Source organism: Roseivivax sp. (assembly GCF_054552075.1).
The window spans coordinates 1-16,190 of sequence record NZ_JBTOLZ010000034.1; the positions used below are offsets into that span (position 1 = coordinate 1).

10 protein-coding genes are annotated in these 16,190 nt (G+C 67.6%); 5 read left to right on the forward strand and 5 right to left on the reverse strand.

Annotated features, from left to right (window positions below; genetic code table 11):
• Positions 1-771 precede the first annotated feature (771 nt).
• Complete coding sequence (locus ACX938_RS17725) at positions 772-2,151, reverse strand: NAD-dependent succinate-semialdehyde dehydrogenase (RefSeq protein WP_459432033.1); 1,380 nt, start codon at positions 2,149-2,151, stop codon at positions 772-774.
• 1,149 nt (positions 2,152-3,300) lie between these two features.
• Here ACX938_RS17725 and rimP point away from each other — a divergent pair.
• Genes rimP through infB form a run of 4 tightly spaced genes read left to right on the forward strand, consistent with a single transcriptional unit; the run spans position 3,301 to position 8,694 of the window.
• Positions 3,301-3,870, forward strand: a complete 570-nt coding sequence (rimP, locus tag ACX938_RS17730) for a ribosome maturation factor RimP (protein ID WP_232753899.1) — start codon at positions 3,301-3,303, stop codon at positions 3,868-3,870.
• Between the two features lie 6 nt (positions 3,871-3,876).
• Positions 3,877-5,529, forward strand: a complete 1,653-nt coding sequence (nusA, locus tag ACX938_RS17735) for a transcription termination factor NusA (protein WP_232753898.1) — start codon at positions 3,877-3,879, stop codon at positions 5,527-5,529.
• Positions 5,530-5,536: 7 nt separating this feature from the next.
• Complete coding sequence (locus ACX938_RS17740; protein ID WP_232753897.1) at positions 5,537-6,184, forward strand: RNA-binding protein; 648 nt, start codon at positions 5,537-5,539, stop codon at positions 6,182-6,184.
• Positions 6,181-8,694 (forward strand): translation initiation factor IF-2, encoded by a 2,514-nt coding sequence (gene infB, locus ACX938_RS17745; RefSeq protein WP_232753896.1) that lies wholly within the window; start codon positions 6,181-6,183, stop codon positions 8,692-8,694. Before ACX938_RS17740 ends, infB begins: the two co-directional genes overlap by 4 nt.
• A gap of 75 nt (positions 8,695-8,769) precedes the next feature.
• On the opposite strand, the gene ACX938_RS17750 is transcribed toward infB, so the two are convergent.
• The 4 genes from ACX938_RS17750 to ACX938_RS17765 all read right to left on the reverse strand — a co-directional run bounded on the left by ACX938_RS17750 (position 8,770) and on the right by ACX938_RS17765 (position 12,592).
• Positions 8,770-9,585 (reverse strand): hypothetical protein, encoded by an 816-nt coding sequence (locus ACX938_RS17750; protein ID WP_459432034.1) that lies wholly within the window; start codon positions 9,583-9,585, stop codon positions 8,770-8,772.
• A gap of 392 nt (positions 9,586-9,977) precedes the next feature.
• Positions 9,978-10,376 carry a (deoxy)nucleoside triphosphate pyrophosphohydrolase gene (locus tag ACX938_RS17755; RefSeq protein WP_459432035.1) on the reverse strand — a complete coding sequence of 133 codons (399 nt, stop codon included), beginning with the start codon at positions 10,374-10,376 and terminating at the stop codon, positions 9,978-9,980.
• Between the two features lie 76 nt (positions 10,377-10,452).
• Positions 10,453-11,688 carry a bifunctional glutamate N-acetyltransferase/amino-acid acetyltransferase ArgJ gene (gene argJ, locus ACX938_RS17760; protein ID WP_459432036.1) on the reverse strand — a complete coding sequence of 412 codons (1,236 nt, stop codon included), beginning with the start codon at positions 11,686-11,688 and terminating at the stop codon, positions 10,453-10,455.
• A gap of 1 nt (position 11,689) precedes the next feature.
• Complete coding sequence (locus ACX938_RS17765) at positions 11,690-12,592, reverse strand: peptidylprolyl isomerase (protein ID WP_459432037.1); 903 nt, start codon at positions 12,590-12,592, stop codon at positions 11,690-11,692.
• A gap of 171 nt (positions 12,593-12,763) precedes the next feature.
• On the opposite strand from ACX938_RS17765, the gene secA reads away from it, so the two are divergent.
• Positions 12,764-15,499, forward strand: coding sequence for a preprotein translocase subunit SecA (gene secA, locus ACX938_RS17770; RefSeq protein WP_459432038.1), 2,736 nt, complete (start codon positions 12,764-12,766; stop codon positions 15,497-15,499).
• The last annotated feature ends 691 nt before the right edge of the window (positions 15,500-16,190 follow it).

The window sequence follows — 16,190 nt, forward strand, 5'->3', positions numbered from 1 at the left end:
CGTCTCTCGTCTCTCGTCTCTCGTCTCTCGTCTCTCGTCTCTCGTCTCTCGTCTCTCGTCTCTCGTCTCTCGTCTCTCGTCTCTCGTCTCTCGTCTCTCGTCTCTCGTCTCTCGTCTCTCGTCTCTCGTCTCTCGTGAAAGCTGGCGTCGCGGCGGGCGAGGGTGCAAGCGAAAGGCAAAGGTTGCGCTCTGACCGCGGCCAAACGCCCCTTCGCCCTCTCCACCAGCACACCAGAGGGCGCGCGCCGGACCGGGGGCCTGCGCTGCTGCCCTCTGAGCAAGGCGCTTTATGGCAGCAAGGTCAGGACTGGCGTTGAGCCAAGCACGCCACCCCAAGGAGCGCCGGCCCATCGGGCCGGTCCGGCGCGCGCCCGGCACCTTCGGTGCTATTCGGGCGCAAGAAGGGGTGGTTTGGAGGGGTGTGTTTTGGGTGGGTGTTGGGTGTGATTTTGTATTTGGGAGGCGGTGCGGGGCCTTAGAGTGGTGTGCCTCTCAGGCGCTAGCTGGGCTTTGGCGGTAGGCGGGAGGGCTCGTCCGCTTCGCTTGGGATCAGCCCGCTTGTGCCGCGTGCAAGTCCGGCCGCGCGCCGCGCACCAAGTCCGAGTTCTTGCAGACCCGCATCCGCGCAATACGCTCGGTTCGCACTTCTTCCTCAGCAGCCTCCTTGCAGCAGGTCCTGCCAGGACATCAGCACAAACAGATCGTCACTTCAAAGACCCCATCACTCACAAAAAAGCCGCCCCCGGAGCCCCGGGAGCGGCAAATCCAGCCTCACTGCTGGTGCACGTAGACCGACTTGATGTTGACGAATTCCTTCATCCCGAAGCCGCCGTGCTCGCGGCCGTAGCCGGAGTTCTTCACCCCGCCAAAGGGCATGTTCGGCACCGCGGCGTTGAAGCCGTTCACGCAGACCATGCCGGTGTCGAAATGCGTCGCGGCCAGCTCGCGGGCATGCGCCTCGTCCTTGCAGAAGATGCCGCCGCCGAGGCCGTAACGGCTGTCGTTGGCGATCCGCATGGCGTCCTCGTCGTCGCGCGCCTTGATCACCGAGGCGACCGGGCCGAAGAGCTCGTCGTCATAGGCCGGCTGGCCGGGCTTCACGTCGACCAGCACGGTGGCGGGGTAGAAGGCGCCCTTGCCCTCGGGGGTCTCGCCGCCGACCAGCACGCGGGCGCCCTTCTCGACGCTCTTGTCGACCTGGGAGGCCAGCGTGTCGCGCAGGTCCTCGCGGGCGAGCGGGCCGAGGCGGGTGCCCTCCTCGGTCGGATCGCCCATCTCGAGCCGGCCCATCTTCTCGGCGAACTTCTCGACGAAGGCGTCGTAGTTCTTCTCGGTCACGATGAAGCGCTTGGCGTTCACGCAGGTCTGGCCGTTGTTGTAAGTCCGGCCCACCACGCAGGTCTTCACCGCGAGATCGAGGTCGGCCTCGTCGAGCACCAGGTAGGCGTCGTTCGAGCCCAGCTCGAGCACCGATTTCTTGATCTGCTCGGCGGCCTTCTGGCCGACCTTGCGGCCCGCCACGTCCGAGCCGGTCAGCGTCACGCCGCGCACCAGGTCGTTCTCGATCACCCGATCGGACTGGTCGTGGTCGATCAGGAGCACGGTGAAGAGATGCTTCGGCAGCCCCGCCTTCTCCATCAGGTCGCGCAGGAAGAGGCCCGAGCCGGTGGTGTTCTCGGCGTGCTTCAGAAGCACCCCGTTGCCCGCCATGAGGTTGGCGATGGCGTAGCGGATCACCTGGTAGCAGGGGAAGTTCCAGGGCTGGATGCCGTAGATCACGCCGAGTGGTGCGTAGCGCACGAGGCCGGTGCCCTGCGGGATGTCGCGGGTCTCGTCGGCGAGCTCCTCGGGGCCGTGCTTGGCAGTGAAGTCGCAGATCGCCGCGCAGGCGTCGATCTCGTCGCGGCTGGCCTGCAGGAGCTTGCCCATCTCGCGGGTCATGAGCCGGGCGAAGTCCTCCTTGTTGTCGCGCAGCGCCTGGGCGATGGCGCCGACGATCTCGGCGCGGTCGGCAGCCGGGCGCATCCGCCAGTCGAGGAAGGCCTCGTGGCAGGCCGCGACCGCGGTCTCGACCTCGGCGTCGGACATATAGGCGTAGCTGGCGATCTCTTCCTCGGTGGCGGGGTTGATGGTCACGATGTCGCGGCTCATGGCGTCCTCTGCTCTTGTTGCGTCGTTCGAAGGAGAGGCAGGAACGCGGACCCGGCGGGATGTTTCCATGCCCATCGCGCTGACGTGACTGAAGGGTGATGGGGGATGGGGCGTTACGGTGGTTCGGCGTTACGGTGGGGAGACGGTGGGCGTGGCTGCAGCTGGATGGCACGGCCCGGGCGGGCGGTGACGCAGATGAGGCACGGCAAGACCCTCCCGGTGCGTCGGCACACCCCGGTGGACCGGCACGAGGTGGGGCCGGGCGCCCCCCCTGGCCCTCACCAAGGCGCCCCCGCCCTCACCCAAGAGCGCCCGCCAACATCTCCACCACTTGCACCAGAGGGCGCGCGCCGGACCGGGGGCCGGCGCTGCTGACATCCGGGCTATGCGCTTTATCCCAGCGAGGTCATTGCTCGCTGTGAGCTAATCACGCCACCCCAAGGAGCGCCGGCCCAAGGGGCCGGTCCGGCGCGCGCTCGGCATCTTCGATGCTGTTCGGGCGCAAGGGGGTGCGAGAGGGGCGAGGGACGGGAAGCGGGACCACGAATGTCGGTGAGAGCTTTGAAACCGGTGCCTTCAATGAAGCCGAAGACGCTGCCGCCGATTTCTCCCCTCACCCACCAAAGAGCGACCGCCCCCGTCGAAACCCTTCGAACCAGAGGGCGCGCGCCGGACCGGGGGCCGGCGCTACCGACCTCTGAGCTATGCACTTTATCCCAGCAAGGTCGGGGCTAGAGGTGAGCTAATCACGCCACCCCAAGGAGCGCCGGCCCATCGGGCCGGTCCGGCGCGCGCCCGGCACCTTCGGTGCTGTTCGGGCGCAAGGGGGTGCGCGGGGTTATTGGCGTGAGGAGGCGGTGGGAGCGTGCGTGGGTGCGAGGTGAAGTCCACGCGCCCGGAAGGTCGCATGAAACCCGGACCAGAGACGGGGTGAAGTCCACAAACGCAAAGCTCTTGCAGACTCACGCGTCACTCCACTCCCCCCCTCCCCCACACGCAAACCACTTGCAGACTCACGCCGCGCTGCGTATATGCCTTTCAACAGCGGCGCGCTGGGGTCCACGCCCGGTGCTCCACCGGAACCAAGTGACGGGCCGCGGGCCCGTTTTTTTGTTTCCGCCACAGACAACCGCACAGCCTTGGGGTCACATGACCGACCTGATCGCAAAGACATCCATGGACCAGCGCATCGCCGAGATCGCCCGCCCGGTGATCGAGGACATGGGATTCGAACTTGTCCGCGTGCGCCTGCAGGGGGGCAAGTCCCCGCTCCTGCAGGTCATGGCCGAACGCGCCGAAGGCGGCATCGAGGTCGACGAATGCGCCGAGATCTCGACCGCGCTCTCGGCGGTCTTCGACGTCGAGGACCCGATCCTCGATGCCTATACGCTCGAGGTCTCCTCGCCCGGCATCGACCGGCCGCTGACCCGGCTGAAGGACTTCGAGACCTTCGAGGGCTACGAGGCCAAGCTCGAGACCCATGAGCTGATCGACGGCCGCAAGCGCTTCAAGGGCGTCCTGGCCGGGGTCGAGGGCTCCGAGGTGCTGGTCAATATCGACGAGGGCACCGTGGGGCTCGAGTTCGACTGGCTCGCCGACGCCAAGCTGGTGCTGACCGACGAGCTGATCCGCGAGATGCTGAAGGCCCGCAAGGCGCAAGGCCTCGACGAAACCCAATACGACGATATCGAGGCCGAGGACGGCCAAAGCGAGGAGTAACAAGAGATGGCCATCACATCCGCCAACCAGCTCGAGCTTCTGCAGACCGCCGAAGCGGTGGCGCGCGAGAAGATGATCGACCCCGCGCTCGTGGTCGAGGCGATGGAGGAAAGCCTCGCCCGGGCCGCGAAGTCGCGCTACGGCGCCGAGATGGACATCCGCGTCAAGATCGACCGCCGCACCGGCCGGGCGACCTTCACACGCGTGCGCACCGTGGTCGAAGAGGAAGAGCTCGAGAACTACCAGGCCGAGTTCACCGTCGAACAGGCCAAGCAGTATCTCGAGGACCCCAAGATCGGCGACCAGTTCGTCGAAGAAGTCCCGCCGGTCGAACTGGGCCGGATCGCCGCGCAATCGGCCAAGCAGGTGATCCTGCAGAAGGTCCGCGAGGCCGAGCGCGACCGCCAGTTCGAGGAGTTCAAGGATCGCGCCGGCACCATCATCAACGGTGTCGTCAAGCGCGAGGAATACGGCAACGTCATCGTCGACATCGGCCGCGGCGAGGGCATCCTGCGCCGCAACGAGAAGATCGGCCGCGAGGCCTACCGCCCGAACGACCGGATCCGCTGCTACATCAAGGACGTGCGCCGCGAGACCCGCGGCCCGCAGATCTTCCTGTCGCGCACCGCGCCGGAGTTCATGGCCGAGCTCTTCAAGATGGAAGTGCCGGAAATCTACGACGGCATCATCGAGATCAAGGCCGTCGCCCGCGACCCGGGCAGCCGCGCCAAGATCGCGGTGATCTCCTATGACGGCTCGATCGACCCGGTCGGCGCCTGCGTCGGCATGCGGGGCTCCCGCGTGCAGGCCGTGGTCAACGAGCTGCAGGGCGAGAAGATCGACATTATCCCGTGGAACGAGGACGTCCCGACCTTCCTCGTCAACGCGCTGCAGCCCGCCGAGGTCTCCAAGGTGGTCCTCGACGAGGACGCCGAGCGCATCGAGGTCGTGGTGCCCGACGAGCAGCTCAGCCTGGCCATCGGCCGGCGCGGCCAGAACGTGCGCCTCGCCTCGCAGCTCACCGCCCTCGACATCGACATCATGACCGAGGAAGAGGAATCGGCGCGCCGCCAGAAGGAATTCGAGGAGCGCACCAAGCTCTTCGTCGACACGCTGGACCTCGACGAGTTCTTCGCCCAGCTCCTGGTCTCGGAAGGCTTCACCAACCTCGAGGAGGTGGCCTATGTCGACCTCGACGAGCTGACGGTGATCGACGGCGTCGACGAGGAGACCGCCGAGGAGCTGCAGGCCCGTGCCCGCGACGTGCTCGAGGCGCAGGCCGCCGAGGCCCTGGAACGCGCCAAGGCGCTCGGTGCCGAGGAGAGCCTCATTGAATTCGAGGGCCTGACACCCCAGATGGTCGAGGCGCTCGCCAAGGACGACATCAAGACGCTCGAGGATTTCGCCACCTGCGCCGACTGGGAGCTCGCCGGGGGCTGGACCACCGTCGACGGCCAGCGCGTCAAGGACGACGGCCTGCTGGAGCCCTTCGAGGTGAGCCTCGAGGAAGCGCAGAACATGGTGATGACCGCGCGCGTCCTGCTTGGCTGGGTCGATCCGACCGAGCTCGAGGAAGACGAGACCGCCGAAGGCGAGGACGCCGAGGGCGGTGACGACGGCGAGGCCGGCGACGACCCGCAAGTGACCGAGGAGGCATGAGCCACACGTGACGCGCGGAGGCCGCATAAAGGACCGTGAGACCGGGCCGGACCGGCGCTGCATCGCCTCGGGCGAGGTGCGCCCCGCCGAAGGGCTGATCCGCTTCGTGGTCGGTCCCGAGGCCCAGATCGTGCCGGATATCGCCGGCAAACTGCCGGGCCGCGGCATCTGGGTGACGGCAAGCCGCGCGGCGATCGAGAAGGCGACGGGCAAGAATCTCTTTGCCCGCGCCGCCAAGGCCAAGGTATCCGTGCCCGCGGATCTGGCCGATCAGGTCGAGTCTCTTCTGGCCGACCGGGTGATCAACCTGGTCAGCCTGGCGCGGAAATCGGGCCTGGCGGTCGCCGGCTACGAAAAGGTCAAGGACCTGCTTCAAAAGGAAGAAGCCGAGGTCCTGATCCAGGCCGAGGACGGCTCTCAGCGGGGCAAGTCGAAACTCTCGACCCCGCACTACGGGACCTATATCGGATGGCTCGCTGCCTCCGAACTGGGTCGGGCCTTCGGCCGTGATAAAGTGATACACGCCGCGCTGGGCGCTGGCGGTCTCACGAATCGTGTTGTAGAGGATGCCCGACGATTGAAGGGTATGCGCGCCATGGGCGTGGCGCAGGACGCGGCGGCAGGGGCCGCCGGAAAGGATAAGAGAGCTTCATGAGCGAAAACGACGGCAAGAAGACTTTGGGTGTACGCGGCGGTCCCCGTTCGGGATCTGTGAAGCAGAGCTTCAGCCACGGACGCACCAAGAACGTCGTGGTGGAGACCAAGCGCAAGCGCGTCGTGGTGCCGAAATCCGGCGGCGGCGCCTCTGCGTCGAAATCCTCCGGCGGCGGCGAGAAAACGGCCGCGCAGAAGGCCGCCGCTTCGGCGAAGCGTCCTGCCGGCATCTCCGACGCGGAAATGGAGCGCCGCCTGAAGGCGCTGCAGGCCGCCAAGGCACGCGAGGCGGAAGAGACCGCCAAGCGCGAGGCCGAGGAAAAGGCCCGCGCCGAAGAGCGCGAGCGCCTGCGCGCCGAGAAGGAACAGAAAGAGCGCGAACAGCGCGAGGCCGAGGAACGGGCCCGCCAGAAGGCCGAGGACGAAGAGCGCAAGAAGCGCGAGGACGCCGAGGCGGCCGAACGCGCGAAATCCGCGCCCCAGGCCCCGGCGGCAGCCGAGGCGGCCCAGCCCAACCGTGGCGGCGGCAAGCCCCAGGGCAAGGAAACGCGCCGTCCCGCGGGCCGCGACGACGACCGCGGCCGCGCGCCCAAGGCGCGTGACGGCGGCCGCCGCTCCGGCAAGCTGACCGTCAACCAGGCGCTGGCCGGTGGCGAAGGCGGCCGTCAGAAGTCCATGGCCGCGATGAAGCGCAAGCAGGAGCGGGCCCGCCAGAAGGCGATGGGCCAGCCCCAGCCGCGCGAGAAGGTCATGCGCGACGTGCAGCTGCCCGAGGCGATCACCGTCGCCGAGCTGGCGAACCGCATGTCCGAGCGCGTGGGCGACGTGGTCAAGGCGCTGATGCAGAACGGCGTCATGGCGACGCAGAACCAGTCGATCGACGCCGATACCGCGGAGCTCATCATCGAAGAGTTCGGCCACAGCGTCACCCGGGTCTCCGACTCGGACGTCGAACAGGTGCTCGAACAGACCGACGACAAGCCCGAGGACCTGCAGCCGCGCGCCCCGATCATCACGATCATGGGCCACGTCGACCACGGCAAGACCTCGCTTCTGGACGCGATTCGGAAGACCAAGGTCGTGTCGGGCGAGGCCGGCGGCATCACCCAGCACATCGGCGCCTACCAGGTGGACGATCCCTCGACGGGCCGCACGCTGACCTTCCTCGACACCCCGGGCCACGCGGCCTTCACCTCGATGCGCTCGCGTGGCGCGCAGGTGACCGACATCGTGGTGCTGGTCGTGGCCGCGGATGACGCGGTGATGCCGCAGACCGTGGAGGCGATCAATCACGCCAAGGCGGCCAACGTCCCGATGATCGTGGCGATCAACAAGTGCGACAAGCCCGAGGCGAACCCGACCAAGGTCCGCACCGACCTGCTTCAGCACGAGGTCATCGTCGAGGAGATGTCGGGCGAGGTGCAGGACGTGGAGGTCTCCGCGATCTCCGGCGCCGGGCTCGACAATCTGCTCGAGGCCATCGCGCTGCAGTCCGAACTGCTCGAGCTGAACGCCAACCCCGATCGTCCCGCCATGGGCGCGGTGATCGAGGCGCAGCTCGACGTGGGCCGCGGCCCCGTGGCCACCGTGCTCGTGCAGACCGGCACCCTGCGCCAGGGCGACATCTTCGTCGTCGGCGAGCAGTGGGGCAAGGTCCGCGCCATGGAGAACGACCAGGGCAAGCGCGTGAAGGAAGCCGGGCCCTCGGTTCCGGTCGAGGTCCTGGGCCTCAACGGCACGCCCGAGGCGGGCGACGTGTTGAACGTCGTCTCGACCGAGGCGCAGGCCCGCGAGATCGCCGAGTACCGCCAGCAGGTCTCGAAGGACAAGCGCGCCGCAGCCGGTGCCGCGACCACCCTCGAGGCGCTGATGCAGAAGGCCAAGGACGACGAGAACGTCTCCGAGCTGCCGGTGCTGGTGAAGGCCGACGTGCAGGGTTCTGCCGAGGCCATCGTCCAGGCGCTGGAGAAGGTCGGCAACGACGAGGTGCGCGTGCGCGTGCTGCACTACGGTGTGGGCGCCATCACCGAGACCGATGTGGGTCTCGCGGAAGCCTCGAACGCGCCGATCCTGGGCTTCAACGTCCGGGCCAATACCTCGGCCCGCAACAGCGCCAACCAGAAGGGCGTGGAGCTGCGCTACTACAGCGTGATCTACGACCTCGTGGACGACGTGAAGGCGGCGGCCTCGGGCCTCTTGTCGAACGAGATCCGGGAGAACTTCATCGGCTACGCGCAGATCCTCGAGACCTTCCGCGTCTCGGGTGTCGGCACTGTCGCCGGCTGCCTCGTGACCGAGGGCATCGCCCGCCGGTCCGCCGGGGTGCGCCTCCTGCGCGACGACGTGGTGATCCACGAGGGCACGCTGAAGACGCTGAAGCGCTTCAAGGACGAGGTTGCCGAGGTGCAATCCGGCCAGGAGTGCGGCATGGCCTTCGAAAACTACGACGACATCCGCAAGAACGACGTGATCGAGATCTTCACCCGCGAAGAGGTCGAGCGCTCGCTCTGACGCCCCTGACGGGATGCGACGGTCAAAGCCCCGGCCGGTCCCTGCGACCGGCCGGGGTTTTTCTTTGTCGGGCGGTTACGACTGGATCGCCCGCAGGAAGCGGAAGGCGGTCATGTCGAGCGTGATGTCGCGGCCCCATTGCGCGTTGCGGCCCATGCGGAACAGCACGCTGTTGCGATCGACCCCGAGCCCGGGGTTCAGCTCGACCCGGATCAGGAGGCCCTCCGCGGTGCGCTCCTGAAGCGAGACCACGGTGCCGATCCGCTCCCCGTCCGAGGAGAAGAGCTGGGTGCCGAGGATCTGCCGCGTCGGCGGCTCGTCTCCGCCGCCCCCGAAGGCGCCCGCGCCGCTGTTGGCATTGGCCGCGGCCGACTGGTTGGTCTGCCCGCCGGTGCCGTCGTCCGTGCCATCCGTGCCGGTGCCGCCGCCGGAGCCGCCGCCGGAGCCCCCGCCAGATCCCCCGGTGCCACCACCGGAGCCGCCGCCGGAGCCGCCGCCAGACCCTCCACCGGAGCCGCCCGAACCACCCGAGCCGCCGCCGGAGCCCCCACCGGAGCCGCCACCGGAGCCGCCGCCGCTCGATCCGCCGACCGAGACGTCGGCATCGGCATCCACGCCCGAGCCGCCGCCCACGGAAACATCGGCATCCGCATCCACGCCCGAGCCTCCGCCCACGGAAACATCGGCATCCGCATCCGCGCCCGAGCTGCCGCCGACCGAGACATCGGCATCGGCGTCCACGCCGGAGCCGCCGCCGATCGAGGCGTCGACATCGGCCGAGATGCCGTCATCTCCGCCGAGGCCCACCGAGGCCGAGATATCCGTGGCGAGCGCGGGCGTCGCCGCGAGGGCCGCGGCCAGTGCCAGAGAAGAAATTCGAGTGAAGTTCATGAAAGCCTCCATTCAATGCACGCGCCTCCGGGGCGCGGGAGAATGAGGGCGAGGCAGAATTACGATTTTTGGGCAATTTCGCCCAACCTTCGCCACAATCCATGCAAGCTATTGGCGAGTCGACGGAATCATAGGCTCAACAAATTGGTGATTTGACCGGCTTCAGGCACCGGGATGCGTGCACGCAAAAACGCGAAAAAAGTTCCAAATGTGACGTGAGATTCCACGAGATTTCGGCGGGAAAACCGCCTAACCCACTGATGCGGCGTAAAAGAAAAATCCGCTTTCGGGACCGGCACCCAAATCCGGCTTTTCCCGAAAAAGAATCACCCCAAATACGCAAATGCGCCTTCGCACTCCCGGAAACCGGGATCGCCCCGCCCGCACGGCGCTCAGAGCCAGTCGCGCAGGATCGGGATGATCGGCACGTCGGCGGGCGGCATGGGATAGCTCGAAAGATCCCGCGCATGGGCCCATTTCAGCACCTGCCCCTCGCGCGGGGTGGGGATGCCTTGCCACTTGCGGCAGGCGAAGAGCGGCATCAGCAGGTGGAAGCTCTCGTAGCTGTGCGAGGCGAAGGTCAGCGGCGCGAGGCAGCTTTCCCAGGTGTCGATGCCCAGCTCCTCGTGCAGCTCGCGGATCAGCGCGGCCTCGGGGGTCTCGCCCGGCTCGACCTTGCCGCCGGGAAACTCCCAGAGACCGGCCATGCTCTTGCCCTCGGGCCGCTGGGCCAAAAGCACCCGGCCCTCTGGGTCGATCAGGGCAACGGCGGAGACAAGCACGGTCTTCATGCGCGCCCCCGGCCGTGGCCAAGGCCCACTCCAAGGCCCGCCGGCAGCGCCGGGGCCGTATCGCAAAGCGCCACGCTCACGAGCGGTAATCGGCGTTGATCGAGATGTAGCCGTGGGTCAGGTCGCAGGTCCAGACCGTGGCGCTTCCCTCGCCCAGGCCCAGGTCGACGCCGATCTCGATTTCCGGCTCCTTCATCACGGCGGCGCCCATTTCCTCGCGGTAGTCGGGGCTGACCCAGCCCTTCTCGGCGACGCGCACCTCGCCGAAGCGGATCGACAAGAGGTCGCGGTCCGCGGCGGCGCCGGACTTGCCGATCGCCATGACCACCCGGCCCCAGTTCGGGTCCTCGCCGGCGATGGCGGTCTTCACGAGCGGCGAATTGGCGATGGCCAGCGCATGGGTGCGGGCATCCGCCTCCGAGGCCGCCCCGGTGACCGAGACGGTGACGAATTTCGTCGCCCCCTCGCCGTCCCGCACGACCTGGTGGGCAAGGTCGAGGAAGACGCCCTCGAGCGCCTCGGCGAAGGCTTGGGTGCCGCGGTCCACGCGCACGCCCGAGGCCCCGGTCGCGCCCATCAAAAGCGTGTCCGAGGTCGAGGTGTCGCTGTCCACGGTGATGTTGTTGAAGGTCCGCGCGTTGATGCCCGAGACCAGCGCCTGCAGGTCCTCGCGGTCGATCGCGGCGTCGGTGAAGATATAGACCAGCATGGTCGCCATGTCGGGCGCGATCATGCCCGAGCCCTTGGCGATGCCGGCGATGCGCACCGGGCGGCCGTCGATCTTGATCTCGGCCGAGGCGCCTTTCGGGAAGGTGTCGGTGGTGCGGATCGCCTCGGCGGCCTCGGCGATGCCCTCCTCGGAGAGCCCGCCGACCAGTTCCTCGATCTTGGCGGTGATCCGGGCGTGCGGCAGCGGCTCGCCGATGACCCCGGTCGAGGACATGAAGACCCGCGCCTCGGGCAGGTCCATGGCGCCCGAGACCGCCTCGGTCACGGCGCGGACCGCCTCGATGCCGGCGCGGCCGGTGAAGGCATTGGCATTGCCGGAATTGACCAGGATCGCGGCGCCGTCGCCCTCTTTGGGGTCGAGGCCGATCTTGGCCTGACCGTCGAGCACCGGCGCGGCGCGGGTGGCCGAGCGGGTGAAGACGCCGGCGAGCGTCGAGCCGGGGGCGAGATGCGCCAGCATGACGTCCACGCGCCCGGCGTAGCGGACGCCCGCCGCCGTGGTAGCGAAGCGCACGCCCTTGATCACCGGCATCACTGGGAAGGCCTCGGGGGCAAGCGGCGAGCGGCCGGTGATCTTGGCCATGTCAGCCCTCCGTCAGGAGGTCCGTCCGGTCAAGGACGGAGGGGTCGAGATCGGCACCCGGGCGGGCGACCTCGGCCTCGTCGACGAGGCCCTGGATCGCGGCTTCCACGGCCTGCTGGCTGAGCTGCTGCTGGAGCTGCGGGCGCGCTTCCTCGAAGCTCGGCGCCTCCTGCTGGCGGGTCTCGTTCAGCTTGACGATATGCCAGCCGAACTGGGTCTCGACGGGGCCGGAGACCGCGCCGGGCTCGAGCGTCTCGACCGCTTCCTGGAAGGGGGCGACCATCTGCCCGGCGGAGAACCAGCCGAGATCGCCGCCGTTCGAGCCCGAGGGCCCGGTGGAGCGTTCCTGCGCCAGCGTCGCGAAATCGGCGCCGCCGTCGAGCTCGTCCTTGACCGCCTGGGCCTCTTCCTCGGTCTCGACCAGGATATGCGCGGCGTTGTACTGGGTCTCGCCCTCGAACTCGCCGAAACGCTCGTCATAGGCGGCGCGCAGGTCCTCGTCCGAGACCGCGTCCTGCGACAGCGCCGCGACCGCCTCGGAGGCCAGCAGCGCCCGGCGCTCGTTCTCGAGCGTGATGCGCGCGCCCTCGGTCTCGCGGGCGGCGTCGGACTGGGCCAGGACCTCCTGCTGCACGAGCTGATCGAGGATGCCTTCGAAGAGCACATTGGCCGGCAGCTGCTGGTACTGCTCGGGCAGACCCGCGCGCACCATCAGCATGTGACCCAACGTGATCTCGGTGCCGTTGACCGAGGCGACCACGGTCGACAGACCGCCGTCGGGCAGCGCGGCGGCGCCGCTCTCGGCCGGAGTTTCACTGGCTGCGCCGTCCTCTTGCGACCATGCCGGACCCGCGGCGCAGAGCGCCAGCGCGGCAGCGGTGAGTTTCAGGCTCAGTCGGGGCATAGGGACCTCTTTCTGCCACCACGGGCGGGCAGCGTTGACACTCTGTTGGCCGACCCTTACATCGCCTCGTGGCTCTGTGCAGCCGGTCTTTCCCCCGTTTGTCTATGGGCTCGGTGCAGGACGGGCAAGCAGATGCCGGCACACGAGATGGTGACAGGCGGAAGAGAGCGTATGCTGGGGTTCGGAACACTCGCGAAAAAGGTCTTCGGAACGCCGAACGACCGGAAGATCAAGGCGACCCGCCCTGCGGTCGAGAGGATCAACGCGCTCGAGCCCGAGTTCGAGGCCCTGGACGACGCCGGCCTCAAGGCCAAGACCGAAGAGCTGAAGACCCGCATCAGCGAGGGCGAGAGCCTCGACGCGATCCTGCCCGAGGCCTTCGCCAACTGCCGCGAGGCGGCCAAGCGCACGCTGGGCCTGCGCGCCTTCGACGTGCAGCTCATGGGCGGGATCTTCCTGCACCAGGGCAACATCTCGGAAATGAAGACCGGCGAGGGCAAGACCCTGGTCGCGACCTTCCCGGCCTATCTCAACGCGCTGACCGGCAAGGGCGTGCATATCGTCACCGTGAACGACTACCTCGCCCGCCGCGACGCGGACTGGATGGGCAAGGTCTACGGGGCGCTCGGGCTGACCACCGGCGTGGTCTACCCGCGCCAGCCCGAGGACGAGAAGCGCGACGCCTACCAGTGCGACATCACCTACGCCACGAACAACGAGCTGGGCTTCGACTACCTGCGCGACAACATGAAGTCCGAGCTGAACCAGATGTATCAGCGCGGCCATTACTTCGCGATCGTCGACGAGGTGGACTCGATCCTGATCGACGAGGCGCGCACGCCGCTGATCATCTCGGGCCCCGCGGATGACCGTTCGAACCTCTACCAGGGCATCGACGTGCTGATCCCCGAGCTGACCGAGGAGCACTTCGAGCTCGACGAGAAGACCCGCAGCGTCTCCTTCACCGACGCGGGCAACGAGTTCCTGGAAAGCCGGCTGGTCGAGGCGGGCCTCCTGCCCGAGGGCCAGACGCTCTACGACCCCGAAAGCACCACCGTGGTGCACCATCTGAGCCAGGGCCTGCGCGCGCACAAGCTCTACCAGAAAGACAAGGAATACATCGTCCGCGACGGCGAGGTCGTGCTGATCGACGAGTTCACCGGCCGGATGATGCCCGGGCGGCGCCTCTCCGAGGGTCTGCACCAGGCCATTGAGGCCAAGGAGGGCTGCCAGATCCAGCCCGAGAACGTGACCCTCGCCTCGGTCACCTTCCAGAACTACTTCCGGCTCTACGAAAAGCTCTCGGGCATGACCGGCACGGCCTCCACCGAGGCCGAGGAGTTCGCCGAGATCTACGGCCTCGGCGTGGTCGAAGTGCCGACCAACAAGCCGATCGCGCGGGTCGACGAAGACGACAAGGTCTATCGCACCGCCGAGGAGAAATTCGCCGCCATCGTCGAGGAGATCCGCCTCGCCCACGAGAAGGGCCAGCCGGTCCTCGTCGGCACCACCTCGATCGACAAGTCCGAGATGCTGTCTTCGCTGCTCGAGAAGGCCGGGCTGAAGCACAACGTGCTGAACGCCCGCCAGCACGAGCAGGAAGCCCAGATCGTCGGCGACGCCGGCCTGCCCGGCGCTGTGACCATCGCCACCAACATGGCCGGCCGCGGCACCGACATCAAACTGGGCGGCAACTTCGAGATGAAGGTGCAGCAGGCGCTCGACGCCGAGCCCAACGGCAACCCCGAGGAAATCCGCGCCCGCATCGAGGCCGCGCAATCCGAGGCCGAGGCCCGGGTGAAAGAGGCCGGCGGTCTGTTTGTCCTGGCCACCGAGCGCCACGAGAGCCGCCGCATCGACAACCAGCTGCGCGGCCGGTCGGGCCGCCAGGGGGACCCCGGGCGCTCTTCCTTCTTCCTGTCGCTCGACGACGACCTGATGCGGATCTTCGGCTCCGAGCGGCTCGACAAGGTGCTGTCCTCGCTGGGCATGAAGGAAGGCGAGGCGATCGTGCACCCTTGGGTGAACAAGTCGCTGGAACGCGCCCAGTCCAAGGTCGAGGGCCGCAACTTCGACATCCGCAAGCAGCTCTTGAAGTTCGACGACGTGATGAACGACCAGCGCAAGGTGATCTTCGGCCAGCGCCGCGAGATCATGGAAGCCGATGACCTGACCGAGGTCACCGAGGACATGCGCGAGGAGGTCATCGACGATCTCGTCGACACCTATGCCCCGCCCAAGAGCTACGCCGACCAGTGGAACGTCGAGGAGCTCGACGCGGCGATCAAATCCTCGCTCAACATCGCCCTGCCGGTCGCCGACTGGGCCGAGGAGGATGGCGTCGACCAGGAAATCCTGCGCGAGCGCATCGCCGAGGCTTCCGACAAGCTCATGGCCGAGAAGGCCGAAGCCTTCGGCTCCGATGCGCTGCGCCAGATCGAGAAGCAGGTGCTGCTGCAGACCATCGACGCCAAGTGGCGCGAGCATCTCCTGACGCTGGAGCATCTGCGCTCGGTGGTGGGGTTCCGCGGCTACGCCCAGCGCGACCCGCTGAACGAATACAAGACCGAGGCCTTCCAGCTCTTCGAGTCGATGCTCGAGAGCCTGCGCGCGGATGTGACCCAGAAGCTCTGCCAGATCCAGCCGATGAGCGAGGAGCAGCGCCAGCAGCTGGTCGAGCAGCTGCGCCGCCAGCAGTCCCAGGCCCAGGCCGCCGCGGCCCAGGCGCCGGCCGGTGCGACCAACCCCGAAAGCGAGGCCGCCGGCCCCGCCGTCGCCGCCCGCGAGCCGCTGGTCGAGGGCTTCGACGAGACCGACGAGAGCACCTGGGGCAACCCCGGACGCAACGCCCCCTGCCCCTGCGGCTCCGGGCAGAAGTTCAAGCACTGCCACGGGCGGCTGGCCTGAGGGTCGGGTGTTTGGCGGGGGCGCTGGTTTGGGCGGTTGGCCTCGAGGTCGGTCTGAGAGCTCGGTGCTCGGGGGCGCTGGACTGGATGCCGGGCGCTCTGGGACTGGGCTGGATGCCGGGCGCTCTGGGATTGACCTGAGTGGGCTCGGACTCAGCGGCTGGTCCGAAGGACCTTAGCACTCAACGTTTGCTCTGAGGGGACTCAGCACTCAGCAGCTGGTCTGAAGGGGCTCAATGCTCAGCGTCTGCTCTGAGGGCTGAGTACTCAGAAGACGCTGCAATGGCTGCTCGTCCCTTGCGGTCCTTTGGCGTGGACTAGGGACGAAGGTTGGGCTCTCAAGGCGTGATTGGCCTGAGGTTTGATCTCACCGGCAGGGTATGGCCCGGGGGGCTGTAATCGCAGAGAGCTCGTCCAAGGGCCGATCTTTTGCAGGACAGTTGATCCGGGGGATGGCCCCGAGGCAGGCAAGTCCAAGGGCACTGGGCGCTCGGCAGGCTATCGACATAAGACCGCAGGCTTCGGTCTTCCGTCTTCCGTCTTCCGTCTTCCGTGACCTGCTCCCCGTAGAGTCCGCGTTCTTTAGTTCGCTCTGTTCAGGTTTTGGTCCCCTTTCGACCGTTGGTGATATTCCCACGGGGTGAGCCCGTCGAGGCTCGTGTGGGGGCGGTGGTGATTATAGTCGGTGCGCC

What these genes read in the sequence shown, in the direction of transcription:
- nusA (WP_232753898.1), top strand. Translation starts at nt 3,877, where the DNA reads ATGGCCATCACATCCGCCAACCAGCTCGAGCTTCTGCAGACCGCCGAA.
- ACX938_RS17755 (WP_459432035.1), bottom strand. Translation starts at nt 10,376, where the DNA reads ATGAAGACCGTGCTTGTCTCCGCCGTTGCCCTGATCGACCCAGAGGGC.
- ACX938_RS17765 (WP_459432037.1), bottom strand. Translation starts at nt 12,592, where the DNA reads ATGCCCCGACTGAGCCTGAAACTCACCGCTGCCGCGCTGGCGCTCTGC.
- infB (WP_232753896.1), top strand. Translation starts at nt 6,181, where the DNA reads ATGAGCGAAAACGACGGCAAGAAGACTTTGGGTGTACGCGGCGGTCCC.
- secA (WP_459432038.1), top strand. Translation starts at nt 12,764, where the DNA reads ATGCTGGGGTTCGGAACACTCGCGAAAAAGGTCTTCGGAACGCCGAAC.
- rimP (WP_232753899.1), top strand. Translation starts at nt 3,301, where the DNA reads ATGACCGACCTGATCGCAAAGACATCCATGGACCAGCGCATCGCCGAG.
- ACX938_RS17725 (WP_459432033.1), bottom strand. Translation starts at nt 2,151, where the DNA reads ATGAGCCGCGACATCGTGACCATCAACCCCGCCACCGAGGAAGAGATC.
- argJ (WP_459432036.1), bottom strand. Translation starts at nt 11,688, where the DNA reads ATGGCCAAGATCACCGGCCGCTCGCCGCTTGCCCCCGAGGCCTTCCCA.
- ACX938_RS17750 (WP_459432034.1), bottom strand. Translation starts at nt 9,585, where the DNA reads ATGAACTTCACTCGAATTTCTTCTCTGGCACTGGCCGCGGCCCTCGCG.